The organism is Fictibacillus sp. Mic-4, assembly GCF_049843615.1.
In the GTDB taxonomy this organism is placed as follows: domain Bacteria; phylum Bacillota; class Bacilli; order Bacillales; family Fictibacillaceae; genus Fictibacillus_A; species Fictibacillus_A gelatini.
Map to the genome: position 1 here is coordinate 58529 of NZ_JBBHZM010000014.1, position 26186 is coordinate 84714.

The window sequence follows — 26186 nt, forward strand, 5'->3', positions numbered from 1 at the left end:
CATTCAAATGGCAAACAAAAAAAATAAAAAGCTGACGCCGGTTCAACAAGAATATCAAAAATTTCAAAGTGAACGAGAAGCGAAACGCCCTGTCTTTAAAAATTGCGTGAAAGCTTTTTTTGTAGGGGGATTCATCTGTCTGATCGGTCAATTCATCTCATCATTTTACATTTATTTCTTTGATTTTACTGAACGTTCAGCCGGAAATCCAACTGTTGCTACATTGATCTTTATTTCAATGCTGCTTACAGGACTTGGCGTGTATGACCGAATCGGCCAGTTTGCTGGTGCAGGAAGCGCGGTACCTGTAACAGGATTCGGCAATTCCGTCGTTTCAGCATGCATCGAGCATCGAACAGAGGGATTTGTTCTCGGCGTCGGTGGAAACATGTTTAAATTGGCGGGATCGGTCATCTTGTTCGGAGTATTTTCAGCTTTTGTCATCGCAACGGTTAAAACAATTCTCATTCAATGGGGAGGCCTGTAAATGCTCAAAGGACATCGAACATGGGAATTTGAAAATAAGCCGGTTATCTTAGGCACGGCGGCGGTCGGAGGTCCATTTGAAGCACAGGGGAAAATAGCAGACGATTTTGATTTTCTTCATGCGGATTTATGGGCCGAACAAGATTCTTATGAAAAAGCGCAAACGGTGCTTTTTGAAGAATCTTGTAATAAAGCGATTGAAAAAGCAGGTGTAAGAAAAGAAGATATTCAATTTATTTTGGCAGGGGATTTAATCAATCAATTAACTCCGTCTACATTCGCCTGCCGGACGCTTGGCATGCCCTACCTCGGTTTGTTTGGCGCCTGTTCTACTTCGATGGAAGGGCTTGCTTTAAGTGCCTTTTTAGTAAATGGAAAAGGGGCAAAGTATGTTTTGACGGGCTCATCAAGCCATAATGCTGCTAATGAAAAGCAATTCCGCTACCCGACAGAATATGGCGGACAAAAGCCGCCAACCGCCCAATGGACGGTGACGGGTGCCGGGTCCGCGGTTGTAGCAAGCGTTGGCGAGGGACCGCAAATTACATCGGCAACGATTGGAAGAGTGGTTGATATGGGACTGACTGATCCGTTTAATATGGGGGGCGCGATGGCTCCGGCCGCTGTAGATACAATCGAGGCTCATCTGCGGGACCGGCAAATTGATGCCTCTTATTATGACTTGATTGTGACGGGGGATCTTGGCCGTATCGGGTATACAGTGGCAAGAGATTTATTAGAGAAACACGGAGTATCATTGTCGGAACAGCATTTTCAAGATTGCGGCTTATTGATTTACAAAGATGATCAGCCTGTTCTTGCAGGTGGAAGTGGTTCAGGGTGTTCAGCCGTTGTCGTTTACGGTCATTTGTTGAATCGAATGAAAAAGGGTGAATTTAAGAAAATGCTCGTTGTCGCAACAGGTGCATTGTTATCTCCTTTATCGTTTCAACAAAAAGAATCGATTCCTTGTATCGCTCACGCCGTATCGATTGAGTATGGAGGTGGAAGTTAAATGGCCATCTTTTTTTGGGCTTTCATTGTAGGGGGAATTATATGTGTCATCGGCCAAATTATGTTTGATGTGTTAAAGCTTACCCCCGCCCATACGATGTCAACACTTGTCGTCATTGGGGCGCTTCTTGATGGCTTTAATCTATATGAACCGCTAATCGATTTTGCCGGAGCGGGCGCAACAGTCCCAATCACAAGCTTTGGAAATGCGCTCGTTCATGGGGCAATGGCTGAAGCACATCAACACGGGTTGATCGGGGTGGTAACGGGCATGTTTAAGGTAACAAGCGCCGGTATATCGGCAGCTATCATTTTCGGCTTTATCGGAGCATTATTATTTAAGCCAAAAGGATAAAAAAGCGCTTGCGGCCGGGAAATATGACGGCAACAATGCAAAAATAAAGGAGTATTCAACTATGACAGTTGCTTCTAGCGTCAAACAATGTCTTGCAACGTTAAAAGGATTAGAGGCAGGATTTAGTGAATTTGCGCTGAAATCGCAAAGTAATGATGCAAAACGGATTTTTCATGATTGCATGATGGAAACAAGAGGCATCATTGCGGATCTTGAAAAGCGAATCGGGCAATTAGAACTTGAAGAACCACAGTATAAAGGATTTTAACGGATTTCTCTTAAAGGGGGGAAGGTCAGTGACAGATATTCCAAATTTACCAGGCTGGTTAGATATTTGCGTCCGTTCAATCGCCTTTTTAGTTGCATTGTTTTTATTGACAAAATGGTTAGGAAAAAAACAAATTGCACAGCTTTCTTTTTTCGAATATATTACGGGAATTACAATTGGGAGTATTGCGGCTGAAGTGTCAACAGGGTTAGAAAGCAATTTCGTTCACGGTTTTATCAGCTTGATCGTTTGGACGGTTATCCCATTTTTGATCAGTTACATTTCAGTGAAAAATAAACGCCTCCGCAATTTTATTGAAGGCAAGGCGACCGTGTTTATTAAAGATGGAAAAGTGCTTGAAGATAATTTAAAGCGAGAACGTTATACGGTTGATGAATTGCTTGAACAACTAAGGAAAAAAGATGTATACAAGCTTGCAGATGTTGAATTTGCCGTCCTTGAACCGACAGGCGACTTAAATGTCTTACTAAAAAGGGAAAAGCAACCGCTTACCCCAAAGGATCTACTTTTGAAAGTCGCTCCGGAAAAAGAGACGCAAACGATTATAATGGATGGGAAATTGTTGGATGAACCACTCGCAAATAGCGGATTTAACCGCGCCTGGCTCCAAAAAGAGCTGGATAAACTCGGGGTCTCGCTTGAAAATGTGTTTATCGGACAAGTTGATTCATACGGAGGTTTAACCGTCGATCTGTACGATGATAAGCTTAGCGTCCCTTCCCCGCAAGAAAAACCGATGCTTCTTGCCAATATCAAAAAGTGCCAGGCGGATCTTGAAAGCTTTGCCTTGCAAACAGAATCCAAAGAAGCGCAGGCGATGTATATTAAAAATGCAAAACGGCTAGAAGAAATCATCGATAAAGCGAAGCATCTTCTTCAAGGTTAAGAGCTAAAAGTCATTGAACTTTTAGCTCTTTTTTAAAGCGTTTTCAAACATAAGTTTATATGATAAACTTATGTTTGAAGGAGGGAGGGGGGAAGTTATGGATAAAGAAAAACAAATTTTAGAATATATTCGTTTAAATCCGTTTATATCTCAGCAAGAACTTTCTGAAAAAGTAGGTTTGTCGAGGCCGGCCGTAGCCAATTATATTGCGAGTTTAATGAGGAAGGGGGAAATTAAAGGCCGTGCTTACATTCTCCGGGAAGAGTCTATGATCTTATGTATTGGTGGGGCAAATATTGACCGAAAAGCTCGCACAAAGCAAAACGTTAGATTGCATTCTTCTAATCCAGTTGTTATGTCTGAGTCATATGGCGGGGTCGCAAGAAACATTGCTGAAAATTTGCAAAAGCTCGGGATGGAGACAGCCATTCTAACTTGTGTCGGTGATGATAAAGAAGGAAAATCTCTTCTTGAACATACGAATAAACAAGGAATCGATATAAGCCAGGTTTGGACTTTTCCAACGGAGCGGACCGGAACGTATACGGCCTTGCTTAATATCGATGGTGAAATGGTCGTTTCATTAGCAGACATGGATATTTACGATAAACTGACACCTTTACTGTTGGAGGAGAAATGGTCGTATATTGCGTCAAGCAATGCTGTCTTTTTAGATACCAATATCCCGGCTGATAGCATTGAATTCTTATTGAAACGTTGCTATGAAATAAATTTACCAGTTTTCATCGATCCGGTTTCTTCCACAAAAACAAGTAAACTTCCAAAACGTTTAGATGGGGTTAAGGCGATTCTTCCAAATCGGGAAGAAGCCGAAGAGCTCACTGGAATAAAGATTTTATCCATATCTGATTGCAAAGAGGCAAGTCAGGCTATTTTAAAGCTCGGTGTTGAAAGCGTTATCATTACACTCGGTGAAGAAGGTGTTTATTACGCTTCACAAGATGATACAGGACATTTATTACCTTATGAAGTAGATATTGTTGATGTGACGGGGGCAGGTGACGCATTTGCTTCAGGTGTCATTTACGGCATGATGAATGGGAAGCCACTCGCCCTTTCATGCCAGTTTGGGCTCGCTGCGTCAGCATTGACGTTAATGACGGAGCATTCTGTTTCACCATTATTATTGCCTGAAAAAATTTTGAAATTTGTAAAGGAGATTCCATTATGAAACTATTTTTATCCTATTCAGAAGAAGTCCAACAGGCGAAAGAAAAGAAGCTTCCAATTGTTGCTTTAGAGTCAACGATTATTTCGCACGGAATGCCCTACCCGGAAAACCTCGAAATGGCAAAACAAGTGGAAACCATTATTCGCGAACACGGTGCAGTGCCGGCGACCATTGGGATAATGAATGGAAAAGTGAAAATAGGTCTTAATGAGAAAGAACTTGAAGAATTTGCAACAAGCAAAGAAGTTGAAAAAGTAAGCCGCCGTGATTTTCCCTATATCCTTTCCACAAAGAAAATTGGTGCGACAACGGTTGCGGGAACGATGATTGCCGCAAAACTGGCAGGCATTCACACGTTTGCGACCGGCGGCATTGGCGGCGTTCATCGGGAAGGAGAAAAATCATGGGACGTCTCCGCGGATTTAACCGAACTGGCACAAACGAATGTGGCTGTCATTTGCGCGGGAGCGAAATCAATTTTAGACATAGGCAGAACTTTGGAATACCTCGAGACACATGGTGTCCCGGTTGTAGGATACAAGTGTGATGCCTTCCCTTCGTTTTATTCACGTGAAAGCGATTACCAGGTCGATTACCGTTTAGATACAGCAGAAAGTGTAGCCGAATTAATGGATGCCAAATGGAAGCTCGGTTTAGATGGGGGCCTTGTAGTCGCCAACCCTGTACCGGAAAAAGACGCGCTTCGCTATAACGAAATTGAAGAGGTGATCGGGAAGGCTTTGAAAGAAGCGCAGGATAGCGGCATTACAGGAAAAAAAGTAACGCCATTCTTGCTGGCTAAAATTAAAGAATTAACGGGTGGAAAAAGCTTAGAAACGAATATTGCACTCGTGAAACATAATGCTGAAGTAGCTGCAAAAATTGCCGTAGCCTTTAATCGCTTGCAACATCAACACCTGGACTAAATCCAGGTGTTATGTTGAATTTCGTGGTTTAATTGAATAGCTTGGCCCTTCTCCTTTTTTGTGTGTCTCTTCTTTTTTATTCGCCTTTTCCTCTCTTTTCTCGGTTAATTTAAGCCCCTTGTCACTTGGAATCGGCATCCCTTCGCCGTAATTGGCGCCAATATTCAGTTTACCGGAGAGTTCTTTTATCCCCAGCGCGCCAAAATTATTGTTCAATTCATATTTATCAATACAGATCTTTTCAACATTCAGTTTTTCAATAACGATTGGAGATGGCTTTTCTATCTCTTTTATTTCTTGTAATTGCATTTCGAGCCATTGAATCTTTTTATTTAATTCTTTTACATTCGAATCATTTTTTATTAACCGGTTGAGTACTCTTTTAAAAAGCATAAGGATCCCCACATTTCATTTCCGATTCATAGCTCCTACTTTCATTCATATGTACAAGTTAACTTTCTAGAAGTAAGAAGTGGAAGGCGGGCAAGCGAAAGGGGAGGAGGTGAGACAGGTGAAATTTCGATCTACAGAGGCGAACATATCATACATTAAAATTAATTCTCTTGGCCAGCACTGCAAGTTTTCCGTTGGCCAAACGGCTGCAACCGGCATTCATCAAACGAATAAAAAAACAGAAGGGTTTGGCGAACAAAATGCTGATTGTGTTCGGGTGCATATCCCCATTTCATTTGTAGACGACAGGGATATTTTCGATTGCATTAATCGAAAAAGATCACATCACTAGTCGATCCGTATTTGTTTATGGGATGTATGGGCCCGCAAGATGCGGACTTCAAGCACGCCATTTTGAAATTTCGCTGCAGTCCGCGCTTCATTCACCGTTTCAGGGAGCTGTATAATCCGCTCAAACGAACCTTTTAATCGTTCAGACTGAATAGAGGTAATATCTTGATAAGGTGTTCGGGCAAATCCTTTAATCATTAATTGGTCGCCGGAAAGAGAAAGTTGGACATCACTTTTATTAAGCCCGGGCAAATCAATGACGACAATTAACTCGCGATGACTTTTATAAATGTCCACCCTTGGCAATTCGACAGGTGCATTATTTCCTCCTTGAAACCCGGGGATGTTTGCCAATTCGTTCATTTTCCTTGATTGGTCTTTATCGAATATGCCGTTCCAAAAATCCATTCCCTGAAACTTTTGCGCGATTTCCAGCCATTGCTTCAATTTGTCTACGTCCATTAACAATCACCTCCAGATCGATTAGGGAACATATTCATGGGGAGTGAACATATATTGTAAGGGAAAAGGGGGGATAATAGTGAGTTCACCTTCTATAGTCATAAATATTTTTCTTTTTAAAATTAATTCCTTTGAAAATGCTTCAGCAGTAAATATCGGGGAGAATTATTTAGCTGACTGGAGCAACTCGGATAAGAAAACGCAAGGTTTTGGCCAAAATTTTGGAGATGAAGGAGATTTTATAGCGACTCGAAGCTATGTAGATGATCGGGACGCGATAGATAATCCAGTTTTCCAAACATCTAAACCAGTTACTATCGATCCTCCTTTTAAAACGGCTTCATCTTAGACTCTGTTAAGAGAGGGGTACAACAATGAATTTTGCGCCAATGGTTGTCAATATACTCGGGTTCAAAGTGAATACGATGGACCGATCGGCCACGCTAAGCTTAGGGCCGATTCAGCAAGTTGATTTTTATCAATCCAATAAACGAAATCAAGGATTCGGCGAACAAAACGGCGACTTAGACGTTTATAATTTCCCGATAAATAATGTAGCGGACATGGATGTGCTTGATAATCCTTCTTCAAAAGGCAGCCTAGTTTAAAAAAAGCCCGGTTTCTTATTAAGGAGCCGGGCATTTTTAACCGTATCGCAAATTTTTTCTCTCCGATGTGGATGCTATTCCCGATTCGGACTTATCTCACCTCTCACTTCTAACCACTGAACAAAGTTGCGAAGCAATTTTGTTCTGGTACAATGGTTTTATCGTTGAAAGTGAGGGAGACCGATGTATCAAGAACCAATTTTTCTTCAACCCGTTTTTAAAGAGAGAATATGGGGCGGGACAAAGCTCCGTGACCGATATCAGTATAACATTCCATCTGACCAAACAGGAGAATGCTGGGGAATTTCCGCTCACCCGAACGGCCCGAGCATTATTAGAAATGGTCCTTTAAAAGGCCAATCACTGCTTTTGGCATGGAAAGAGCATAAAGAACTTTTCGGCGATCCAACGAGCGAAGAATTTCCGCTTCTTGTAAAAATATTGGATGCAAATAATGACTTATCCGTGCAAGTTCATCCTGATGATCAATATGCCCAACAGAAAGAAAACAGCCCCTATGGGAAAACAGAATGTTGGTACATTATTGATTGTGAAGACGGCGCTGAATTGATCTATGGCCATCATGCTAAAACGAAGGAAGAATTTCAGGAACTTGTAGATAAAGGAAAATGGGACAAGCTTCTTCGCAAGGTTTCGATTAAACCGGGTGACTTTTTTTATGTCCCAAGCGGAACAATCCATGCGATCGGAAAAGGTACCATGATTTTAGAAACACAACAAAGCTCTGACATTACTTACAGAGTATACGATTATGACCGGACGGATAGCGAAGGGAAGAAAAGAGAGCTTCATATTAAAGCCTCGATCGAAGTGGCAAACTGCCCCCATCATGATCCTGTAATTGAGCAAGAAAAGAAAAAGCTCGAAGGATTATCAAGCAAGTTGCTTGTTCGGGAACACTATTTTACCGTCTACCACTGGACACTTAAAGGAACGGTTGAAAAGCCGCTTGATTGCGATTATTTACTCGCCAGCGTTTTAAATGGCAGCGGAACGATTTCAATTGCTGATCGCACATTTTCATTCCATAAAGGCGATCATTTGATTATACCGGCAACGGTCAAGAATTACAGGCTGACAGGTGAAGCGGAGTTAATCGTTTCCCATCCAACGGAAAACTAGCAAATGAGGATAAGACAGCCAAAATAAAGCAGCCGAAATGGCGGATACTTTTAGAACCAGCAGCACATCGCTTTTGTCTGGTTCTTTTTTTCAGCTTTAAATCATGTTACATTGAAGATAAATTTACTAGTCGGTTTTTGGAGGATCCTTTATGCCTAAAGTCTCAGAAGAATATAAAGTGAAAAAGAGAGAACTTTTAATGGAAAGCGCCCTTTCTTGTTTCGCCGAAAAAGGGTATCAGTCTACGACAATGGATGATATTGTCGCAAAATCGAAAGCAAGCAAAGGGGTGATCTATAATTATTTTAAAAGCAAGGAAGAGTTGTATCTTTCATTAATGGAAGAACGAACGAATCGGACATTCGCTTTTTTAGCCGAGCGGTTTGAAAATATGCAAACGGCATCGGAAAAAATCCGCGAATTATTTCGGATTTACAGGGAAGCGACTTTAAATAAAAAGTGGCAAGAGGTTATCCAGGTCCATATGGAATTTTGGATCAATTCAGCGCGAGCTGGCCATTTAAGGGAAATCATGATGAATAGATACAAAAATCAATACCAGAGCTTTTTAGCTTCTATTATTGACGAAGGCCAGAAGAATGGGGAATTTCGCAAAGCGTTAGATTCAAAAAGGATAGCAAGTCTTTTTTGGGCGTTCATTGACGGCTTATGCACGCATTATTCCGTAATTGGCGACGACTATGACTATAAACATCTGTTTAAAGAAACGGAAGAAATGATGTTTTTGTATTTGGCCCGATCTTAAGAAAGATGATGAAAGTGCAAGTAGAACCGATCGAACAAATATCTTAATGTAACAATTTTCGCCAGCCGTGAAGCTACAATGGCTAAAAAGTAGGGAGAGATGAATGTGAATGAATTGGATGAGCAATTTGATGGATTGATAGAGAAATTTACAGAGCTTTTACTCGGGGAAAGTACGCCAGAGCTGAAGGCAAAAGTGGAAAAATGGGCACTGTACACGTACATGTCAAAAACGATGCCCGCTCTTGTCAAGCATTGGAATGAAAAATATCCGGACGCGAAAGAAGAAATGATGGGGCTGATCCGGGAAATAAAGCAGTTAAACGACGCACATCGAAATCAACAAAAATAGTCATAAGAAAAGGCCGGGAGTTATTTTCCCGGCCTTTGAAGGCTTGTCCGCTATTCCATCATTTTGACAAGTTTTTTTGAAATTAAGAGTAGAATTAATCCTAAAGCAATAATAACTGAACCAATTAACATAAATACTTGGAAATACCCAAGTTGTGATGTGAAAGCAGCTAATTGTCCACCAAGAATATTCGCAACACCTGATCCGGCAAGCCATACTCCCATTAATAAGGAGGCCATTTTAATAGGTGCAAGTTTACTTACTGCAGATAAACCGACAGGCTGTACGCATAATTCACCAAGAGTGTGCAAGAAATAAGTCAACACCATAAATATCATGTTTGCTTTGGCATGAGAATTACCACTAGTTTGTAATAATGCTGGAACTAATACCATAAATCCTGCACCTAGAAGAATTAAACCTACTCCCATTTTTGTCGGGATCGCTAAATCGCCTCTTTTGGTATTTGAAAGTTTAACCCACAATGCAGAAAGAATAGGCGCTAAAATAACTATGAACAAAGGATTTAATGATTGGAACCAGGATGTTGGAACAGTCCAGTCAAATACGTTACGGTCTATAAACTTGTCCGTATATAAAGTTAGTGAACTTCCGGCCTGTTCAAACCCAGCCATAAAGAATACAACGAAACATGTAATAATGAAAATAACTGCAACTCTCTGTTTTTCTTTTTTTGTTAAAGGTGTTTTAGTTTTGACACCTGCTTCATTTTTAACCGGTTTTCCAACAGGTTTTTTACCAATATCTCCGAGATATTTGTTACCTAGGAGGTTAAATAGCAATTGTCCTACAATCATTCCAATCGCAGCTGCTAAGAATCCAAACTTGTAGCCAAAATGTTCGACTCCATTGACTGTTGTTTTAAAGAGGTCATCTGTAAAATAACCGACAACAAGAGGTGAAAAGAAAGCTCCGATGTTGATCCCCATATAGAAGATGGTAAAAGCAGCATCTTTCCGTTTGTCATTTACATCATATAGTTCTCCAACCAATGTTGAAATGTTTGGTTTAAAGAAACCGTTACCAATGATTAATAACGCTAAGCCTATATATAAATTTAGTTTACTTTGTCCCATAAATAAAGCAAGGTTGCCGATCGCCATCGTTATACCGCCAAGGGTAATGGCTAGCCTCCTGCCTAAGAAACGGTCAGATAAAAAACCGCCAATTAAAGGAGTGAAATAAACGGCACCTGTGAAAAAGCCATAAATATAAACTGCGGCACTATCACTAAAACCTAAACCACCATTAATAAATGATTTTGTTAAGTATAGGACAAGTATGGCTCTCATCCCATAATAACTAAAGCGTTCCCATAGCTCCGTAAAAAACAATAAATATAATCCAGGTGGATGTTTTTGCTTTTTTTGTGTTGATGGGTTCACTTGTTGCTGCGCTAATGCTGCACCCATTATTTAAACCTCCTACTATTTAACTTTTTCTGTTGTTAAATATATTTTAATTTACTAAATATTTAGGAGTCAATAGAATTATTTGGGAATACCAACTAATTGCTCGTTGAGTGCTTTGAAAAATAGCGTAAAATCAATAGTTTCAGTCGATAAAATTTAATATTGCGAAAACTAGTAAAGCGGTTACATCATTGAAAGTTAAATCAATTGAGAATGACTTTGTAAGATAGATACTTGGTTGTCAAGTTAAAAAGAAAACAAACAAGCCGTCGCCTGTTTGTTTAAGGGGCGGAAGTGACTTTTAATCCTATGATTCCCCCAATAATTAACAAAAGGAAGAGAATCCGCAATAAATTGTGCGGCTCACCTAAAGCGACCATGCCTACAATGACCGTTCCGATTGCGCCAATTCCAGTCCAAATGGCATACGCCGTTCCGATTGGCAATGATTTTAACGATTGAGATAAAAAATAAAAGCTGATGATCATACCGACAATCGTAATGAGGCTCGGCATAAGACGTGTAAAACCGTGCGTATATTTCAAACTTACTGCCCAGACACATTCAAAAATTCCGGCAATAATTAAGAATACCCAGGCCATTATAAACCTCCTTCTAGCTTTCTCATCCTTTAGTATTCTTCTTTCCCGATATTTAAATGCCTTCATTTAGAAGCAAAAAACAAGTGACTCCATTGTCACCTGTTAACCGTTTTCCAAATCGATGCGAGTTTTTCTGCAATCATATGGGTTAATGATTTATTTTTTAAATAATAAAGATGGCTCATCGGGCTCCAGCTGGCAAGAAAACTGCCGCTATTTATTTCAATATCCTCCGAAACGGCCTGTTCATACGCTATATTTAATGTTTTTAAAGGGAAGGCGACAACATCGTCTTTGTCATAACAGTTGATCCATTCTCCTTTTAAGTCCGAAAAATGGCCAGAAAGCCTCGGATCGGGAACAGCGATCGGACGGTCAAAACTGGCGTAGCGAAGACTCCAAAGTGCAAGAGGGCAGCCTAATGAAAAAAATGAAGTTAATGTTTCTCCCTTTTCTAAAGGAGTATCCTTTATAGTTTTGAGGACGGAAGATGAGATACGATCAGGAATAAATTGCAAATCATAAAAGTAATTGCTGGAAATAACCGCCCCTAAGCTATGAGCGATAACAATTAATGGAGCTTTCCCGCCCGCCCGCTCTGATAGCGAACGAAGGGTACGGGCGTATACTTCATGGACTTTATCGTAATTCGGATTTTGCGAAAAAGCTGGCTGATAAGCAATCGCATCTCCGAAAAAGTCAATCACAAATCTTCTTAGTAAAGTAAAGTCTAATTTTCCGCCTTTTTGAACATGTTGCCAGAGCTCGATCTCCTTCTTTTGAAAAACACTTCCCCAAAACATCGGCTCGATCACTAATTGAGATGGTGTATTGACTTTATTCTCAAATGATTGAGTTAAGGCTGCAATGAAATCATCGGCAAATGATTCATCCTGGTTCCCGATTCCATGGACAATGACAATAGCAAGCTTTTGCGTCAACTTCTTCACTCCCTAAGAAGATTTGTCTTACTATCATTCAATAATTCCGTTCAATTACGAAGTTTACTAAGTCACCGCGATATATCGTTTTTGAGTATTCAATTGCCGTCCCATCTTCAAGATAAGCGTGTGTTTCAAGAGAAAAGCATGGTGAGCCGACGTCGATATTTAATTGATTTGAAATCGTCTGATCAGCAAGAATGAGGTCAAGATGTTCCACCGTTTTTTTTACTTTTAAATGAAAATGGCTTTCTAAAAATTTATATAATGATGTTTCACAAGCCTCTTTATTTAATCCCGGTGTTTTATTCCATGGCAGGAAGGCGATTTCATATTGAAGAGGTTCTTCATTAACATAACGAATTCGCACAAGTTTATTAACGGGATCGTTTTCATTTATGTCAAAGGCTTCTGCGAGGAAAGGATCGGCCTGGATGACTTCAAGGCTTAACACTTTAATCGCAGGTTTTTTCCCTTGCATCGCCACTTGTTCAGAGAACTGTTCCACGGTTGTTGTTAAGATTTGTTTTACTTTATTGTTCGAGACAAATGTTCCTTTTCCTTGTTTCCGATATACGTATCCTTCGACCGCCAATTGCTGAAGGGCTGTTCTCACCGTCGTACGGCTAACATTGTATTTCTTGCAAAACTCAGCTTCAGTAGGGAGCTGCGTATTTGGTTTATATTCACCTGATTTGATGAGCTGGATGATGGACTCTTTTACTTTTAGATGAAGAGCATTTCCTTCCCTGGATATCTCCATTACAAAAGCCTCCCATAATCTATCTGTATATAAGTGTTATAGCATAAAGTGATAAATTGAACCATCTTTTGGGTGAGAAAATTCATCATAACAAATAAAAATTTGTATTGCATTTATTGTAATTTGTAATTACAATATGTATTAAGAAAGGAAATCGCTTTCATTTCATGAGGAGGTGTATTTCTGACAGGTAGGAAATACTAAAAAGACGACACTACAACTCCGGCTTTTAAATTCTGAAAATTCTCAATTTAAACAAACATCACTAAAATTATGGAGGGCTTTTAACATGAATATTTTATTGTGTTGTTCAGCAGGAATGTCAACAAGCTTATTGGTAACAAAAATGGAGAAAGCAGCAAAAGAAAAGGGTGTAGATGCCACGATCTGGGCGGTTTCTTCTACGGAAGTTCATGAGGAATTGAAAAAAGCGGATGTTTTGCTTCTTGGACCACAAGTCCGTTACATGTTAAGTGACATGGAAAAAGCGACGAAAGAGGTCGGAATTCCTGTTGCAGTCATTGATTCGATGGCATATGGCTTGTGCAAAGGGGAAGATGTTCTGGGGCAAGCACTGAACCTGATGAAGAGGTGATTTAGAAAATGATGAATTTTATTGAACGGAAAATCATGCCGGCTGCTGCGAAAATTGGAAATCAACGTCATTTACTGGCCATTCGTGATGCGCTAATCGGTATGCTCGCCATTACAATGATCGGTTCGTTTGCCGTCCTTATTAATAACCTGGGCGGCGCTATTCCCGGGTATGACAAACTGATGATTAGCCTTTTCGGCAAAACGTATAAAACACTTGGCGGAGACATCTGGTGGGGAACATTTGCCTTTATGACCGTATTTCTTGTTGTCGGGATTGCTTATAAATTAGCAAAATCTTACGGGGATGATGGATTTGAGGCAATGCTTGTCGCTCTTGCTTCGTATTTTGTTTTAGTGCCTCAAACGGCGAAAATTGAAGGGGTAAAAGACGGGGTATGGGGATTGCTCGGTGTTTCGTATACGAATTCAACCGCTTTATTTACCGGAATCGTTGTTTCAATTATTGCAACAGAAATATTTGTCCGTCTGGCAAAAGTAAAGTATTTAGTCATTCGCTTGCCAGAAGGCGTACCTCCGGCAGTTTCGCGTTCATTTGCCCGCTTGTTTCCGGGGATGATTACCATTTTTCTTATCGGGCTTATTGGATTGCTTTTCCGTCATGCAACAGGCGGTGAATATTTTAACGACTGGCTCAATAAAGTATTGGTTACTCCGTTGACAGGCGCAGCCGATTCATTAGGATTTGCCGTATTAATTACAACAATCATCCAATTTTTCTGGGCATTAGGATTACATGGAAGCAATATCGTTGCCGGTATAACCGGACCGCTCTTAACGAATTTAGGAAATGCCAACATCGACCTTTTTGCAAAAGGGGTTACTGACTTAGATCAATATCATATTTTAGCAGGCCCGTTTTTGGATGTTTATGTCAACCTTGGAGGGTCTGGAGCAACCATCGGCCTTTTAATTGGCTTATTAATTGCCTCGAAAAAGCGAAAGCAAATGGTAGCGCTCGGCATGCCGCCGGCTCTATTCCAAATCAATGAACCAGTCATATTCGGGATGCCGATCGTATTAAATCCGATTTGGATCATTCCTTTCGTTATTACTCCTGCCATTATGACAGTAACGGCCTATTTAGCTACAGCCTGGGGATGGGTCTACCCGGTTGTCGCCAATGTTCCATGGGTAACACCTCCGATTATCGGCGGTTATCTGGCTACAGGAGGACACATTTCCGGTGCCATTATGGCAGCAGTGAACTTTGCGATTTGTATTGTAGCATATTTCCCATTTGTCATGATTCAGGAGCGTATGGACCAAAAGAAATTAAATGAAGTGTTAAAAGAGCAACAGGAGAATACAGTAAATATTTCATAAAGGTGTGACAGCAATGACGAAAGAAGAATTATATGAAATCTCTTTTCAACTCGTGCTCCATAGCGGGAATGCAAGAAGCTATGCAATGGAAGCGATGCGAAAAGCAAGGAATAAAGAATTTGAACTAGCCAAAAGCAAAATTAAAGAATCAGAAGAAGCACTTTTACAGGCGCATAAAATGCAAACAAAGTTGATTCAAAGTGAAGCAGCAGGAGACAAATATGACATCCCGATTATACTGGTTCACGCCCAGGATCATTTAATGACTGCAATAACGTTAAAAGACATGGCTGTTGAAATCATTGAATTGCGTCAGGAAATAGCTGTTCTACCTGGTGTCAAAGAGGAGACATTGAAATGAAAAAAGGGTTGAAAATTGCTACAATTGGCGGAGGATCAAGTTATACACCAGAGCTTATTGAAGGGTTTATTAACTATCATAAAGAGCTGCCTGTCAGTGAAATTTGGTTAGTAGATATTGAGGAAGGGAAAGAAAAATTAGAAATTGTCGGCAATCTTGCGAAACGGATGGTCGAAAAGGCAGGAGTTCCTATCGATATTCATTTAACGCTCGATCGGAAAGCGGCGTTAAAAGATGCCGATTATGTAACAACCCAGCTAAGGGTAGGGCTCTTAGAAGCGAGAGCAAAAGACGAGAGAATCCCATTAAAGTATGGTGTTCTAGGCCAGGAAACGAATGGCCCGGGCGGGTTATTTAAAGCCTTACGAACGATTCCGGTCATCCTTGACATTTGCCGCGAAATGGAAGAGTTGTGCCCGGATGCATGGCTCATCAATTTTACGAATCCGGCAGGAATGATTACAGAAGCAGTTCTTCGTTATAGCAACATTAAGAGAGTCGTAGGGTTATGCAATGTGCCAATCGGCATGGAAATGGGTGTGGCTCATCTTTTAAATGTTGATCATGAGAGAGTCCGAATTGATTTTGCCGGACTGAATCATATGGTTTACGGATTAGATGTATTTGTTGACGGAGTAAGTGTGAAAGACAAAGTGATTCAATTGATTACGGATCCCGACAACTCTATCACGATGAACAATATTCACGCGATGGGATGGGAACCTGAATTTTTAAAAGCTTTGAATTTGTTTCCATGTCCATATCATAACTATTATTACAAAACAGGGGATATGCTTGAAGAAGAGTTAAAAACCTTTAAAGAAGGCGGCACCCGTGCGGAAGTAGTGAAGCAGTTGGAGCATGATTTATTCGAATTATATAAAGATCCGAAATTAGCCATTAAACCTCCACAGCTTGAAAAACGCGGTGGCGCCTACTATAGCGACGCGGCTGTTCGGTTAATTCATTCAATGTATACTGATAAACGGGACATTCAGGCGGTCAATACGATGAATAACGGAGCAATTGCCAGCATTCCGAATGATTCCGCCGTTGAAATTAGCTGTGTCATTACGAAAGATGGTCCAAAACCGCTGGCATTCGGAGATTTACCGGTAGCCGTCCGCGGTCTCGTTCAGCAAATTAAATCATTTGAGCGCGTCACCATCGAAGCGGCCGTAACCGGCGATTATGACACAGCACTTCTGGCTATGACGATCAATCCGCTCGTTCCAAGTGACCGGGTCGGTAAAATGATTTTGGATGAAATGCTGGAAGCCCATAAAGAGTATTTGCCGCAGTTTTTTAAAAGCTATGAAGTGAAAAAGGAGACTTCGGCTTTCAACTGAATCTAGTTACAACGTTTTCGGACCCAATCGAAACATATGATTTTCCGGCTGGGTTCGTTTTGTTTTTAACCTGCTTGAAGAGGAGGAATTTGATGATTCATCTCATTGTCAATGCAGATGATTTTGGATTTTCAAGAGGAGTGAATTACGGGATACTTGATTGTCATCAAAATGGCATTGTTAATTCGGCAACAATGATGATGAACGCAGCCGGAACCGAACACGCCATCGAATTAGCGAAAGAAAACCCTTCTTTACAGATTGGCATCCATCTAGTCTTAACGGCGGGAAAGCCGTTGTCAACCAATGTTCCGAGTTTAGTAGACGAGGAAGGGAATTTTAAAAAGCAGGCCCATATTTTACAACATAAAGATGTGGATCTTGATGAGCTTGAACGGGAATGGTCGGCGCAAATTGAAGTGTTTTTATCCTCAGGATTAAAACCAACTCATTTTGATAGTCACCATCATATGCATGGGATCAGAGAATTTTATCCCGTCGTCCAAAAGCTTTCCGAGAAATATCAGTTGCCGGTAAGGAAATGTAATGAAGAATTAGAAGGGATTCCGTCGTTTACTGATGTGTTTTTTCATGATTTTTACGGCGAAACAATTGCCGGGGATTATTTTGAACATTTGTCAGAAAGGGTAGAGGATGGAAAAACGGTTGAAGTGATGTGCCATCCTGCCTATATAGACGTGGAACTAATGAGCAGTTCTTCCTATAATATTGCCCGCTTAAACGAAACTGAAATATTAATGAATACAAAACTTCCGGAAACGATTAACCTGGTACAATCATTAAATAAACGCCTCGTCTAGGCGTTTATTTAATTTCTGAAAAAATAATAATTTAATCAGTTGCCAAAATTCAGAATAAGGATTATAGTAAGAGTAGAACCGAATTTGAAATTTGGTCAGTATGAATTGTAAACGCTTTTAATCGTATAAATTTCAAATTTATACGATTAACCCATTGTCAGGAAATGAATGAGTATTCATTCAAGTAAAGGAGGATGAAGGATGGCGAACTCCATTGAAAAAGTGGCGGTTCTTGGCTCAGGTGTGATGGGCTCCGGAATTGCAGCCCATCTGGCAAATAGCGGGATTCCAACACTGCTCTTGGACATGGTACCTGCTGAATTGACGGAAGCAGAAAAAGCAAAGGGATTAACGAAGGACGATCCGCGTTTTCGGAACAAATTAACACTGGAAGCAAAACAGCGTTTATTGAAGCAAAAGCCGGCACCGCTTGCAGTGAAGGAAAATTTGGATTTAATTTCGGTTGGGAATTTTACCGATGATATGAAAAAACTTGCGGATGTTGACTGGATTATTGAAGTTGTCGTAGAACGATTGGATATTAAGAAGAAAATATTTGAACAAGTCGATCAGCATCGTAGAAAAGGCTCCATTGTTAGCTCCAACACCTCTGGAATTTCGATTGAAGCAATGGCTGAGGGGCGTTCGGACGACTTTCGTGCACATTTTTTAGGCACACATTTTTTTAACCCACCACGATATTTAAAATTACTCGAAATTATACCAACAAAAGCGACAAAACCGGAAATTGTACAGTTTATGAAAACGTTTGGCGAAGACGTGCTTGGTAAAGGTGTTGTACTGGCAAAAGATACACCGAACTTCATTGCCAATCGAATCGGGACATACGGACTCATGGTCACCGTCCAGGAAATGATGAAACAAGGCTATAGTGTCGGTGAAGTGGATTCCGTTACAGGGCCGTTAATCGGACGTCCCAAAAGCGCAACATTTAGAACGCTTGATGTTGTCGGGCTTGATACATTCCTGCACGTTGCTCGAAACGTCTATGACCAGGTGGAAGGAAAGGAAAAAGAAGTATTCGATGTACCGCCATTTTTGAACAAAATGGTGGAAAAAGGATGGATCGGCAGCAAATCAGGCCAGGGCTTTTATTTAAAACAAAAAACAAAAGATGGAAGCACGATTTTAGAGCTTGATCCAACAACGCTTGAATATAAGGAAAGGCAAAAATTAAAAACGGCGACGGTTGAGGCGGCTAAACAATTGAAGTCGACCGATCAAAAAGTGAAAACGCTTTTATTTGGCAAAGACCGCGCCGGCGAGTTGCTCTGGGGAATCATTAAGCCGGTGCTTATCTATTCGGCGGAAAAATGTTATGAAATCGCGGATTCTATTGTCGCGATTGACCAGGCAATGAAATGGGGATTCGGCTGGGAGCATGGACCATTCGAAATTTGGGATGCGATCGGCGTTCAAGAATCCATAACCCGGATGAAAGAGGAAGGCGAGTCTGTACCGGGCTGGATTGAGGAGATGCTTGCAAGCGGCCACACTACGTTTTATAAGACGGATAATGCCGAAGTTTCCTATTACCACCATGGAAGCTATCAGCCATTAACTGAAAATCCGAAAGTTATTCATATTAAACGATTAAAAGAAAAAGGAAATGTGATCAAAAAGAATAATGGGGCTAGCCTGATCGACATGGGGGATGGGGTGGCGCTTCTTGAATTTACGTCACCGAACAACGCACTTGGGCCTGATGTCATTATGATGCTTCAGCAAGCGCTCGAAGAAGTGGAAAAAAATTATGAAGGGCTTGTCATTGGAAACCAGGGAAAAAACTTCTGTGTCGGGGCAAACCTCATGCTCATTTTAATGGAAGCACAGGATGAAAACTTCTTTGAATTAGATATGATGGTTCGCCAATTCCAACAGGCGATGGGAAGTATTCGCTATTGCAAAAAACCTGTCGTCGCAGCTAATTTCGGAATGACGCTCGGCGGCGGTGTTGAAATTTCGCTTCCGGCCGACAGCTTGCAAATGAGCGCGGAGACATATATGGGTCTGGTTGAATGCGGTGTCGGTTTAATTCCCGGCGGGGGAGGCAACAAGGAGTTGTACTTGAGGCAAATTGAAAGAGTGCCTGAAGGGGCGAAAATCGATTTGCAGGCGATTGCCAATCAAGTGTTTGAAACGATTGCGATGGCAAAAGTATCGACATCGGCTCAGGAAGCACGAAAACTTGGTTTCTTGCGGCCTCAAGATGGCATTTCAGTGAACGGTGACCATCTCCTTTATGATGCGAAAAACCGGGTTCTTGCTTTAAGCAAACTGGGATATACTCCACCGAAAAAGAAAAAGATTCCGGTTGTCGGAGAAGCTGGATACGCGACGATGGTGCTTGGCGCTCAAACGATGAGATGGGGCGGCTTTATTTCCGACCATGATTTGAAAATCGCGAAAAAACTCGCATATGTCATAAGCGGCGGCAATGTTCCTGAAGGCACGCTCGTCGATGAACAATACTTGCTGGATCTTGAGCGGGAGGCGTTTTTAAGCCTTGCGGGCGAACCGAAGAGCCAGGCGAGAATGCAGCATATGCTTTTAAAAGGAAAACCGTTGCGCAATTAAAAGTTTCAAGGGAGGGAAGAAAATGATGCAAGAAGCAGTCATTGTGGCAGGGGCCCGGACGCCTGTTGGAAAAGCAAAGAAAGGTTCATTCGCCAATATGCGTTCGGATGAACTTGCGGCAATTACAGTAAAAGAAACGTTAAAACGAGCAGGAGGATATGACGGGCCGATTGATGATTTAATTGTCGGGTGCGCCATCCCGGAAGCGGAACAAGGAATGAATATGGCTCGTTTAATCGGAGCAAGAGCAGGACTGCCAAATACGATTCCGGCAATTACGATTAACCGATTTTGTTCCTCAGGGCTTCAATCGATCGCCTATGGAGCGGAAAAAATAATGCTCGGACACGCTGAAGCCGTTTTAGCCGGAGGGGCAGAGTCGATGAGTTTACTGCCTATGGAAGGGCATGTCGTAAAACCGAATCCAACGCTTGTTGAAACCGTTCCCGAATATTATATGGGAATGGGCTATACAGCAGAGGAAGTCGCAAGGCGCTTTGGCGTCTCCCGCGAAGACCAGGATGCGTTTGCGGTAAGAAGCCATCAAAATGCCGCTAAAGCGATCAAAGAAGGGAAGTTCAACGAGGAAATCGTCCCTGTAACCGTTACGAAACGATGGCTTGATGAAAACAATAAAATTCAAGAAAGAGCAGTTACTGTTTCTCAAGATGAAGGGGTCCGTCCGGATACGTCAATGGAAGTGCTGGCAAAGCTCCGCCCTGTTTTCTCACCGAAGGGAACAGTGACGGCAGGGAACGCTTCGCAAACGAGTGATGGTGCAGCAACCGTCCTTTTAATGAATCGTGAAAAAGCGGAAGCGGAAGGCCTGACTCCGATTTTGAAATTCCATAGTTTTGCCGTAGCGGGAGTAGCGCCGGAAATTATGGGAGTTGGCCCAGTCGCAGCGATTCCAAAAGCGTTGAAGCTCGCCGGACTAGAATTATCCGACATCGGTTTATTCGAGCTAAATGAAGCCTTCGCTTCGCAAGCCGTTCAAGTTATTCGTGAGCTCGGGATTCCGGAAGAGAAAGTGAATGTCAATGGAGGAGCGATAGCCCTTGGCCATCCGCTCGGTTGTTCAGGAGCTAAACTTACGCTTACGTTGATGCATGAAATGAAACGGAGAAATGAGCAGTTTGGCGTTGTTACGATGTGTATTGGCGGCGGCATGGGTGCAGCCGGTGTGTTTGAACTCATTCATTAATGGTATACATGGAGGGATTTATTATGTCTGATACGATGGAAAGAGTATTAAAAGGCGGAGGGTTTTTAGTAGAAGATATTTTACCTGAAGATGTTTTTACTCCTGAAGAGTTTTCTGATGAACATCTGATGTTTGCCAAAACGACCGAAGAATTTATTACAAAAGATGTCATGCCGAATATTGAGAAGATGGAAAATCATGAATTCGATGTTTCCCGCAAGCTTTTAAGCAAGGCGGGAGAACTTGGCCTTTTAAGCATTGATGTTCCGGAAGAATATGGCGGTCTTGGGCTTGACAAAGTGTCATCTTCCATTGTGACTGAGAAATTTGCGCCAGGCCGCGGCTTTTCTATCAGCTACGGAGCACATGTCGGGATCGGTTCCCTTCCAATTGTCTTATTCGGAAACGAGGAGCAAAAGAAAAAATATTTACCCGCACTTGCGACAGGCGAGAAAATCGCGGCATATGCATTAACTGAGCCGGGGTCAGGATCAGATGCTTTAGGGGCTAAAACAACAGCTAAATTGAATGCTGAAGGCACTCACTACATTTTAAATGGTGAAAAGCAATGGATCACTAACTCCGCTTTTGCCGATGTTTTCATCGTTTACGCTAAAATTGACGGTGAAAAGTTTTCAGCGTTTATCGTTGAACGGGATTTCCCGGGTGTATCAACCGGTCCGGAAGAGAAAAAAATGGGAATTAAAAGTTCTTCTACGCGCACGTTAATTTTAGAGGACGTTCCTGTTCCAAAAGAAAACCTCCTTGGCGAAGAAGGAAGGGGCCATGTCATAGCCTTTAACATTTTGAATATTGGCCGCTATAAGCTGGCGATCGGGGCTGTCGGTGCGGCAAAATCCGCAATGGAAGTGTCGATTAAATATGCGAATGAACGGAAACAATTTAAACGCCCGATCAGTTCGTTCAGCTTAATTCAGGAAAAGATCGCGAACATGGGTGTGCAAACTTATGCCGCTGAAAGCTCTGTTTACCGGACGGTCGGCTTGTTTGACAGACGTCTTGGCAGCTTAAGTGAAGAGGCGCAAAAAGACGGAAAAGAAATTGCTAAAGCGATCGCTGAATATGCCATTGAATGTTCATTAAATAAATTTTTTGCATCCGAAGTTCTTGATTATGTGGTGGATGAAGGAGTGCAAATTCACGGCGGATATGGCTTTATGACTGAATACGCAATTGAAGGGATGTACCGTGATTCGCGGATTAACCGAATTTTCGAAGGGACGAATGAAATCAATCGGTTGCTCGTTCCGGGTACGCTTGTAAAAAAAGCGATGAAAAATGAGCTTCCACTAATGGAAAAAGCGATGTCACTGCAAAATGAGCTGATGATGCTTATGCCACAAGAAGTTGGCACAGAGCCGCTTGAACAAGAAAAATATCTTGTCAGCATGGCGAAAAAGATCTTTTTAATGGTTTCAGGTCTTGCCGTCCAGAAATACGGACCACAATTAGAACAAGAACAAGAAGTTCTCGCCAATATCGCTGATATCGTGAGCGAAATTTATGCGATGGAATCTACTGTATTACGTACACAAAAGGCTGTACAAAAAAGTGGACTTGAAAAAAATCGGCAAAAGCAGCTTTATACAGAAGTGTTCTGTCAAGAAGCATTTAACCGTATTGAAGCCCATGCCCGTGAATCTATCATTGCAGTGGAAGAAGGGGATACACTTCGCATGATGTTATCCGCGTTGAAAAAATTAACGCGTCATACTCCAATTAATGTCATTAAGAAGAAACGTGAAATTGCGGCAAAGCTTCTTGAAGAAGAACGTTATATCGTGTGATTGAAATTTAATAATGCCTTACCTTCAAATTTATTCTCTCTCTATTTCGCCCCATACATAGATGGGGTCTTTTTTTTGAAAAAGGCTGAATAGACTTAATTTCGTTATACTTGGTTAGACTATTTTGTGGTACTATTGGAGTAAGGGAGGAGTGAACAAATGAGCCTTACGTTATATGAGTATCCGAAATGCGGGACATGCCAAAAAGCGAAGAAATGGTTAAAAGACTACAACATCCCTTTTAATGCAATACATATTGTTGACGAACCGCCTTCCAAGGAAGAGCTAAGGCGGCTGATCGAATTAAGCGGTCTTGAAATGAAAAAGTTTTTCAATACGAGCGGGAAAAAATATCGGGAGTTAGGGTTGAAAGATAAAATTAAAACCGCTTCCAACGACGAATTGCTTGAAATTCTGGCATCTGACGGCATGTTGATCAAACGTCCGATTGCAACAGACGGAAAGAAAGTGACAGTCGGTTTCAATGAAGAATTATATTCTAAATCATGGTCCAATTGACAGTTGATTAACTATAATAAATCTTATATTATAGTAATTATAATTTACATATTTAATGCTGGAGGGATACGAAATGAATTTTCCAAAAGAACTACGTTATTCTGATGAACATGAATGGGTACAAGTAATCGAAGGCAACAAAGTGAAGATTGGAATTACAGACTTCGCTCAAGACGAACTTGGTGATATTGTCTTTGTAGAATTGCCTGAAGTTGGAGATGAAATCCAGGCAGATGAGCCATTCGGAAGCGTAGAATCGGTTAAAACCGTCTCAGAACTTTATGCTCCGATTTCCGGAAAAGTCGTTGCGATTAATGAAGATCTTGACGATAGCCCTGAGTTAGTTAACGAATCTCCATATGAAAAAGCATGGATGATCGAAGTTGAAGCATCAGACCTTGCTCAAATCGAAAAATTAATGACTGCTGAACAATATGAAGAAATGACGAAAGAAGACTAATCATTGAAAAAAGGGACAAGTTTTTTTGCTTGTCCCTTTTTTGCAAAGCGGGTCCAATTCCTCATTTAATTATGCTTTTACGAGAGATCGCATAGATGAACAATTAAAGGAGAAATTTAATAAAATAAAGTATAAAATGATTTCGTTCATTAGACTTTCTTAATAGGAGAGATTAGTGATGGATAAAGTGATTATCGTTGAAGGGAAATCCGATAAAGATAAACTTATCTCCATTTTAAGTGAGCCTGTTGAAATTATATGTACAAATGGAACAATGGGAATCACAAAGCTTGAGGAATTGGCAAACACTGTCGAGGACAAAGATGTTTACATTTTAGTGGATGCGGATGAAGCGGGAACTAAACTCCGGAGGCAACTCGGGCGGGAACTCCCAAACGCCGAACATCTCTATATTCATAAAATGTACAGGGAAGTTGCTAAAACACCGCTGATGTATTTAGCAAAAGTTCTCCTTGGCGCTCATTTTACAATTAATAAAAATTGCCTTGGCTAATGTAATGCTGGCAATTAAAGCGTGTTATATGGGGTATTATAAATGATACAAGATTTAACAAGAGACGATTTCCAATCGTTTATTGAACAATCTATCAATCAACCGGTCGTTCTTTACTTTCAAACTCCTCTTTGCGGAACATGTAAAATGGGGAGAAAAATGCTTGAAATCTGTCTTGAAACGTTCAAGCAAACCGGAAAACCAATCGTTATAGGCGCGTGCAATTTGAACCTTATGCCTGAATTATCGCAAACCTATAGCATAACGACGGTTCCTTCTCTTGTTATTTTAAATAGAGGGATCATTGTTCAAAAGATCGATGCGCTAAAATCTGTTGATTATTTGTATGAAACGTTAAAAAAATATGTTTGATTATTTTTTCGATTGTTTCACGAAAGTTACTTAAATCAGCCTGCACTCAAGTTGCAGGCTGATTTTTAATTTTTATTCAACTTTTGCGGGGGTAGAAATGCAAAAACGGCTTAAATATACACGGTAAATAGTGGAAGTGTTATCGCGACGTGTAACAAACGTCATAATTCAACTGTGCAACAACAATACGAAAAAAAGAGTGAAAACCCTTTAATTCAAGGGGATAACCTGGAATATGAAATCATCCCCATTTCAATTAGATAATTTTTTATTTTCAGTAATTTAACGAATATATTACAATTGTTATGATCATTGTCACATTGTTATACAACTGTAGCCTACAAATTCAAAAATCAATGGTATAAATGTAAGAGGGAGCTTGATTCAGGTTTGCTCCAATTCATTCAGTGGTAATTGAAATAAGACGAATACACGATTTTGTTTTTTAATAAACAGGTGTAGAGTAGAGGTGAATGAGCAATGTCAACAATGGAACTTAGAGCATTTGTACCATCGATTAATAAAACAATTATGACGATTGAAGATAAAGTATTGAAAATTCAGCGTGGTAATGATATTCTGCGTAATGAACTGATCGAAGCATATCAACCATTTATTAAAAAAGTAACGTCAAAAGTATGCAGTCAATATATAGATCGTACGATGGATGAATTTAGTGTAGGTCTCTTTGCATTTAATGAAGCAATTGATCAATATCAGGAAGGCCAGGGCAGCCGGTTTTTATCGTTTGCGGATATGGTAATAAGACGCCGGGTGATTGATTATATTCGAAAAGAAGTGCGTCAAAACCGATTAATTTACCTTCAGCCTGAAGAGGAAGATGAGGAAGGCCGTCTTGAAGAGAGCTATGCAGAACAAAAAGCGGCATTAGATTACTATGAAGAACAAGTTCAATCAGAAAACCGCGTGTATGAAATTGAGGAATATCAAAAACTTTTAAAAGAATTCGGGTTGAATTTTAAAGTTCTTTCCAAACATTGTCCAAAACATGTAGATGCCCGTGAAAACGCGAAAGAAATTTCCCGACTGATTGTTGAAAATAAAGAATTAGCTGATTTTCTTATGGAAAAAAAGCAACTGCCAATAAAAGATTTGTTAAGCATGGTTTCCTGCAGTCGTAAAACAATCGAAAGAAACCGAAAATATATAATAGCTGTATCATTAATTTATTTAGGCGACTTTAAAGCGTTAAAGTCATACATTCAGTCTTAAGGATGTTGTTTAAAAGTAGGACAAGCTAACGTTATACGAAGCAAC

At 40.8% G+C, this 26186-nt stretch carries 32 protein-coding genes; 26 read left to right on the forward strand and 6 right to left on the reverse strand.

Annotation, left to right across the window (positions count from 1 at the left end; translation table 11 throughout):
• The first annotated feature begins 7 nt into the window (after nucleotides 1-7).
• The 7 genes from spoVAC to WD019_RS11095 all read left to right on the forward strand — a co-directional run bounded on the left by spoVAC (nucleotide 8) and on the right by WD019_RS11095 (nucleotide 5148).
• On the forward strand, nucleotides 8-487 hold the full coding sequence (gene spoVAC / locus WD019_RS11065) for a stage V sporulation protein AC (RefSeq protein WP_026677813.1): 480 nt from the start codon (nucleotides 8-10) through the stop codon (nucleotides 485-487).
• Nucleotides 488-1501: a stage V sporulation protein AD gene (spoVAD, locus tag WD019_RS11070; RefSeq protein ID WP_026677814.1), complete on the forward strand. Its 1014-nt coding sequence runs from the start codon at nucleotides 488-490 to the stop codon at nucleotides 1499-1501. It abuts the gene before it with no gap.
• Nucleotides 1502-1855, forward strand: a complete 354-nt coding sequence (spoVAE, locus tag WD019_RS11075) for a stage V sporulation protein AE (protein ID WP_425711521.1) — start codon at nucleotides 1502-1504, stop codon at nucleotides 1853-1855.
• Nucleotides 1856-1916: 61 nt separating this feature from the next.
• Nucleotides 1917-2123 (forward strand): DUF1657 domain-containing protein, encoded by a 207-nt coding sequence (locus WD019_RS11080; protein ID WP_425711522.1) that lies wholly within the window; start codon nucleotides 1917-1919, stop codon nucleotides 2121-2123.
• Nucleotides 2124-2160: 37 nt separating this feature from the next.
• Nucleotides 2161-3030, forward strand: a complete 870-nt coding sequence (locus WD019_RS11085; RefSeq protein ID WP_026677817.1) for a DUF421 domain-containing protein — start codon at nucleotides 2161-2163, stop codon at nucleotides 3028-3030.
• Nucleotides 3031-3127: 97 nt separating this feature from the next.
• Nucleotides 3128-4222 carry a carbohydrate kinase gene (locus WD019_RS11090; RefSeq protein WP_425711523.1) on the forward strand — a complete coding sequence of 365 codons (1095 nt, stop codon included), beginning with the start codon at nucleotides 3128-3130 and terminating at the stop codon, nucleotides 4220-4222.
• Nucleotides 4219-5148, forward strand: coding sequence for a pseudouridine-5'-phosphate glycosidase (locus WD019_RS11095; protein WP_026677819.1), 930 nt, complete (start codon nucleotides 4219-4221; stop codon nucleotides 5146-5148). Before WD019_RS11090 ends, WD019_RS11095 begins: the two co-directional genes overlap by 4 nt.
• Before the next feature lie 9 nt (nucleotides 5149-5157).
• Here WD019_RS11095 and WD019_RS11100 read toward each other — a convergent pair whose 3' ends face one another.
• Nucleotides 5158-5541, reverse strand: a complete 384-nt coding sequence (locus WD019_RS11100; RefSeq protein WP_425711524.1) for a hypothetical protein — start codon at nucleotides 5539-5541, stop codon at nucleotides 5158-5160.
• A 118-nt stretch (nucleotides 5542-5659) separates the two neighbouring features.
• Here WD019_RS11100 and WD019_RS11105 point away from each other — a divergent pair, with 118 nt between their 5' ends.
• On the forward strand, nucleotides 5660-5893 hold the full coding sequence (locus tag WD019_RS11105) for a hypothetical protein (protein ID WP_425711525.1): 234 nt from the start codon (nucleotides 5660-5662) through the stop codon (nucleotides 5891-5893).
• Here WD019_RS11105 and WD019_RS11110 read toward each other — a convergent pair.
• The gene (locus WD019_RS11110) at nucleotides 5890-6354 is read right to left on the reverse strand and encodes an Hsp20/alpha crystallin family protein (RefSeq protein ID WP_051291458.1); all 465 of its coding nucleotides are present in this window, start codon (nucleotides 6352-6354) and stop codon (nucleotides 5890-5892) included. The two genes, WD019_RS11105 and WD019_RS11110, sit on opposite strands and share 4 nt — an antisense overlap.
• Nucleotides 6355-6427: 73 nt before the next feature.
• Between WD019_RS11110 and WD019_RS11115 the strand changes: the two genes are divergently transcribed.
• The 5 genes from WD019_RS11115 to WD019_RS11135 all read left to right on the forward strand — a co-directional run bounded on the left by WD019_RS11115 (nucleotide 6428) and on the right by WD019_RS11135 (nucleotide 9222).
• Nucleotides 6428-6703 carry a hypothetical protein gene (locus WD019_RS11115; RefSeq protein ID WP_035350745.1) on the forward strand — a complete coding sequence of 92 codons (276 nt, stop codon included), beginning with the start codon at nucleotides 6428-6430 and terminating at the stop codon, nucleotides 6701-6703.
• A gap of 25 nt (nucleotides 6704-6728) precedes the next feature.
• A complete protein-coding gene (locus WD019_RS11120; protein ID WP_026677821.1) occupies nucleotides 6729-6962 on the forward strand; it encodes a hypothetical protein in 234 nt (77 codons plus the stop codon).
• Nucleotides 6963-7145: 183 nt separating this feature from the next.
• On the forward strand, nucleotides 7146-8105 hold the full coding sequence (gene manA / locus WD019_RS11125; protein ID WP_425711526.1) for a mannose-6-phosphate isomerase, class I: 960 nt from the start codon (nucleotides 7146-7148) through the stop codon (nucleotides 8103-8105).
• 151 nt (nucleotides 8106-8256) lie between these two features.
• On the forward strand, nucleotides 8257-8871 hold the full coding sequence (locus WD019_RS11130; protein WP_051291459.1) for a TetR/AcrR family transcriptional regulator: 615 nt from the start codon (nucleotides 8257-8259) through the stop codon (nucleotides 8869-8871).
• A 105-nt stretch (nucleotides 8872-8976) separates the two neighbouring features.
• Entirely contained in the window at nucleotides 8977-9222 is a 246-nt protein-coding gene (locus WD019_RS11135) for a YusU family protein (RefSeq protein ID WP_407636394.1), read from the forward strand.
• A gap of 50 nt (nucleotides 9223-9272) precedes the next feature.
• Here the strand turns inward: WD019_RS11135 and WD019_RS11140 are convergent, their stop codons facing one another.
• The 4 genes from WD019_RS11140 to WD019_RS11155 form a co-directional block, all read right to left on the reverse strand.
• The gene (locus tag WD019_RS11140) at nucleotides 9273-10655 is read right to left on the reverse strand and encodes a peptide MFS transporter (RefSeq protein WP_425711527.1); all 1383 of its coding nucleotides are present in this window, start codon (nucleotides 10653-10655) and stop codon (nucleotides 9273-9275) included.
• A 281-nt stretch (nucleotides 10656-10936) separates the two neighbouring features.
• The gene (gene sugE, locus WD019_RS11145; protein WP_425711528.1) at nucleotides 10937-11257 is read right to left on the reverse strand and encodes a quaternary ammonium compound efflux SMR transporter SugE; all 321 of its coding nucleotides are present in this window, start codon (nucleotides 11255-11257) and stop codon (nucleotides 10937-10939) included.
• Between the two features lie 95 nt (nucleotides 11258-11352).
• Nucleotides 11353-12198, reverse strand: coding sequence for a hypothetical protein (locus tag WD019_RS11150; RefSeq protein WP_026677831.1), 846 nt, complete (start codon nucleotides 12196-12198; stop codon nucleotides 11353-11355).
• 37 nt (nucleotides 12199-12235) lie between these two features.
• The gene (locus WD019_RS11155) at nucleotides 12236-12961 is read right to left on the reverse strand and encodes a GntR family transcriptional regulator (RefSeq protein WP_026677832.1); all 726 of its coding nucleotides are present in this window, start codon (nucleotides 12959-12961) and stop codon (nucleotides 12236-12238) included.
• Nucleotides 12962-13250: 289 nt separating this feature from the next.
• Here WD019_RS11155 and WD019_RS11160 point away from each other — a divergent pair, with 289 nt between their 5' ends.
• From WD019_RS11160 to sigI, 13 genes are all read left to right on the forward strand, one after another.
• Nucleotides 13251-13556, forward strand: coding sequence for a PTS sugar transporter subunit IIB (locus WD019_RS11160; protein WP_026677833.1), 306 nt, complete (start codon nucleotides 13251-13253; stop codon nucleotides 13554-13556).
• A gap of 8 nt (nucleotides 13557-13564) precedes the next feature.
• Complete coding sequence (locus WD019_RS11165) at nucleotides 13565-14902, forward strand: PTS sugar transporter subunit IIC (RefSeq protein WP_026677834.1); 1338 nt, start codon at nucleotides 13565-13567, stop codon at nucleotides 14900-14902.
• Between the two features lie 13 nt (nucleotides 14903-14915).
• On the forward strand, nucleotides 14916-15263 hold the full coding sequence (locus WD019_RS11170; RefSeq protein WP_026677835.1) for a PTS lactose/cellobiose transporter subunit IIA: 348 nt from the start codon (nucleotides 14916-14918) through the stop codon (nucleotides 15261-15263).
• Nucleotides 15260-16612, forward strand: a complete 1353-nt coding sequence (locus WD019_RS11175; protein ID WP_425711529.1) for a 6-phospho-beta-glucosidase — start codon at nucleotides 15260-15262, stop codon at nucleotides 16610-16612. The genes WD019_RS11170 and WD019_RS11175 overlap by 4 nt, the downstream gene beginning before the upstream one ends.
• A gap of 92 nt (nucleotides 16613-16704) precedes the next feature.
• Nucleotides 16705-17433 carry a chitin disaccharide deacetylase gene (gene chbG, locus WD019_RS11180; protein ID WP_026677837.1) on the forward strand — a complete coding sequence of 243 codons (729 nt, stop codon included), beginning with the start codon at nucleotides 16705-16707 and terminating at the stop codon, nucleotides 17431-17433.
• Between the two features lie 201 nt (nucleotides 17434-17634).
• Complete coding sequence (locus WD019_RS11185) at nucleotides 17635-20031, forward strand: 3-hydroxyacyl-CoA dehydrogenase/enoyl-CoA hydratase family protein (protein ID WP_425711530.1); 2397 nt, start codon at nucleotides 17635-17637, stop codon at nucleotides 20029-20031.
• A 25-nt stretch (nucleotides 20032-20056) separates the two neighbouring features.
• Nucleotides 20057-21235, forward strand: a complete 1179-nt coding sequence (locus WD019_RS11190; RefSeq protein ID WP_026677839.1) for an acetyl-CoA C-acetyltransferase — start codon at nucleotides 20057-20059, stop codon at nucleotides 21233-21235.
• Nucleotides 21236-21258: 23 nt separating this feature from the next.
• Entirely contained in the window at nucleotides 21259-23043 is a 1785-nt protein-coding gene (locus WD019_RS11195; protein WP_035350702.1) for an acyl-CoA dehydrogenase family protein, read from the forward strand.
• 159 nt (nucleotides 23044-23202) lie between these two features.
• Entirely contained in the window at nucleotides 23203-23562 is a 360-nt protein-coding gene (locus WD019_RS11200) for an arsenate reductase family protein (protein WP_425711531.1), read from the forward strand.
• Nucleotides 23563-23635: 73 nt separating this feature from the next.
• Complete coding sequence (gene gcvH / locus WD019_RS11205) at nucleotides 23636-24022, forward strand: glycine cleavage system protein GcvH (RefSeq protein WP_026677842.1); 387 nt, start codon at nucleotides 23636-23638, stop codon at nucleotides 24020-24022.
• A 178-nt stretch (nucleotides 24023-24200) separates the two neighbouring features.
• Nucleotides 24201-24536, forward strand: coding sequence for a toprim domain-containing protein (locus tag WD019_RS11210; protein ID WP_026677844.1), 336 nt, complete (start codon nucleotides 24201-24203; stop codon nucleotides 24534-24536).
• A 42-nt stretch (nucleotides 24537-24578) separates the two neighbouring features.
• The gene (locus WD019_RS11215) at nucleotides 24579-24908 is read left to right on the forward strand and encodes a thioredoxin family protein (RefSeq protein WP_051291460.1); all 330 of its coding nucleotides are present in this window, start codon (nucleotides 24579-24581) and stop codon (nucleotides 24906-24908) included.
• A 480-nt stretch (nucleotides 24909-25388) separates the two neighbouring features.
• Nucleotides 25389-26141: an RNA polymerase sigma-I factor gene (gene sigI, locus WD019_RS11220; RefSeq protein WP_026677846.1), complete on the forward strand. Its 753-nt coding sequence runs from the start codon at nucleotides 25389-25391 to the stop codon at nucleotides 26139-26141.
• The last annotated feature ends 45 nt before the right edge of the window (nucleotides 26142-26186 follow it).

What these genes read in the sequence shown, in the direction of transcription:
- spoVAC (WP_026677813.1), top strand. Translation starts at nt 8, where the DNA reads ATGGCAAACAAAAAAAATAAAAAGCTGACGCCGGTTCAACAAGAATAT.
- spoVAD (WP_026677814.1), top strand. Translation starts at nt 488, where the DNA reads ATGCTCAAAGGACATCGAACATGGGAATTTGAAAATAAGCCGGTTATC.
- spoVAE (WP_425711521.1), top strand. Translation starts at nt 1,502, where the DNA reads ATGGCCATCTTTTTTTGGGCTTTCATTGTAGGGGGAATTATATGTGTC.
- WD019_RS11080 (WP_425711522.1), top strand. Translation starts at nt 1,917, where the DNA reads ATGACAGTTGCTTCTAGCGTCAAACAATGTCTTGCAACGTTAAAAGGA.
- WD019_RS11090 (WP_425711523.1), top strand. Translation starts at nt 3,128, where the DNA reads ATGGATAAAGAAAAACAAATTTTAGAATATATTCGTTTAAATCCGTTT.
- WD019_RS11095 (WP_026677819.1), top strand. Translation starts at nt 4,219, where the DNA reads ATGAAACTATTTTTATCCTATTCAGAAGAAGTCCAACAGGCGAAAGAA.
- WD019_RS11100 (WP_425711524.1), bottom strand. Translation starts at nt 5,541, where the DNA reads ATGCTTTTTAAAAGAGTACTCAACCGGTTAATAAAAAATGATTCGAAT.
- WD019_RS11110 (WP_051291458.1), bottom strand. Translation starts at nt 6,354, where the DNA reads ATGGACGTAGACAAATTGAAGCAATGGCTGGAAATCGCGCAAAAGTTT.
- WD019_RS11120 (WP_026677821.1), top strand. Translation starts at nt 6,729, where the DNA reads ATGAATTTTGCGCCAATGGTTGTCAATATACTCGGGTTCAAAGTGAAT.
- manA (WP_425711526.1), top strand. Translation starts at nt 7,146, where the DNA reads ATGTATCAAGAACCAATTTTTCTTCAACCCGTTTTTAAAGAGAGAATA.
- WD019_RS11130 (WP_051291459.1), top strand. Translation starts at nt 8,257, where the DNA reads ATGCCTAAAGTCTCAGAAGAATATAAAGTGAAAAAGAGAGAACTTTTA.
- WD019_RS11140 (WP_425711527.1), bottom strand. Translation starts at nt 10,655, where the DNA reads ATGGGTGCAGCATTAGCGCAGCAACAAGTGAACCCATCAACACAAAAA.
- sugE (WP_425711528.1), bottom strand. Translation starts at nt 11,257, where the DNA reads ATGGCCTGGGTATTCTTAATTATTGCCGGAATTTTTGAATGTGTCTGG.
- WD019_RS11155 (WP_026677832.1), bottom strand. Translation starts at nt 12,961, where the DNA reads ATGGAGATATCCAGGGAAGGAAATGCTCTTCATCTAAAAGTAAAAGAG.
- WD019_RS11160 (WP_026677833.1), top strand. Translation starts at nt 13,251, where the DNA reads ATGAATATTTTATTGTGTTGTTCAGCAGGAATGTCAACAAGCTTATTG.
- WD019_RS11165 (WP_026677834.1), top strand. Translation starts at nt 13,565, where the DNA reads ATGATGAATTTTATTGAACGGAAAATCATGCCGGCTGCTGCGAAAATT.
- WD019_RS11170 (WP_026677835.1), top strand. Translation starts at nt 14,916, where the DNA reads ATGACGAAAGAAGAATTATATGAAATCTCTTTTCAACTCGTGCTCCAT.
- WD019_RS11175 (WP_425711529.1), top strand. Translation starts at nt 15,260, where the DNA reads ATGAAAAAAGGGTTGAAAATTGCTACAATTGGCGGAGGATCAAGTTAT.
- chbG (WP_026677837.1), top strand. Translation starts at nt 16,705, where the DNA reads ATGATTCATCTCATTGTCAATGCAGATGATTTTGGATTTTCAAGAGGA.
- WD019_RS11185 (WP_425711530.1), top strand. Translation starts at nt 17,635, where the DNA reads ATGGCGAACTCCATTGAAAAAGTGGCGGTTCTTGGCTCAGGTGTGATG.
- WD019_RS11190 (WP_026677839.1), top strand. Translation starts at nt 20,057, where the DNA reads ATGCAAGAAGCAGTCATTGTGGCAGGGGCCCGGACGCCTGTTGGAAAA.
- WD019_RS11195 (WP_035350702.1), top strand. Translation starts at nt 21,259, where the DNA reads ATGTCTGATACGATGGAAAGAGTATTAAAAGGCGGAGGGTTTTTAGTA.
- WD019_RS11200 (WP_425711531.1), top strand. Translation starts at nt 23,203, where the DNA reads ATGAGCCTTACGTTATATGAGTATCCGAAATGCGGGACATGCCAAAAA.
- gcvH (WP_026677842.1), top strand. Translation starts at nt 23,636, where the DNA reads ATGAATTTTCCAAAAGAACTACGTTATTCTGATGAACATGAATGGGTA.
- WD019_RS11210 (WP_026677844.1), top strand. Translation starts at nt 24,201, where the DNA reads ATGGATAAAGTGATTATCGTTGAAGGGAAATCCGATAAAGATAAACTT.
- WD019_RS11215 (WP_051291460.1), top strand. Translation starts at nt 24,579, where the DNA reads ATGATACAAGATTTAACAAGAGACGATTTCCAATCGTTTATTGAACAA.
- sigI (WP_026677846.1), top strand. Translation starts at nt 25,389, where the DNA reads ATGTCAACAATGGAACTTAGAGCATTTGTACCATCGATTAATAAAACA.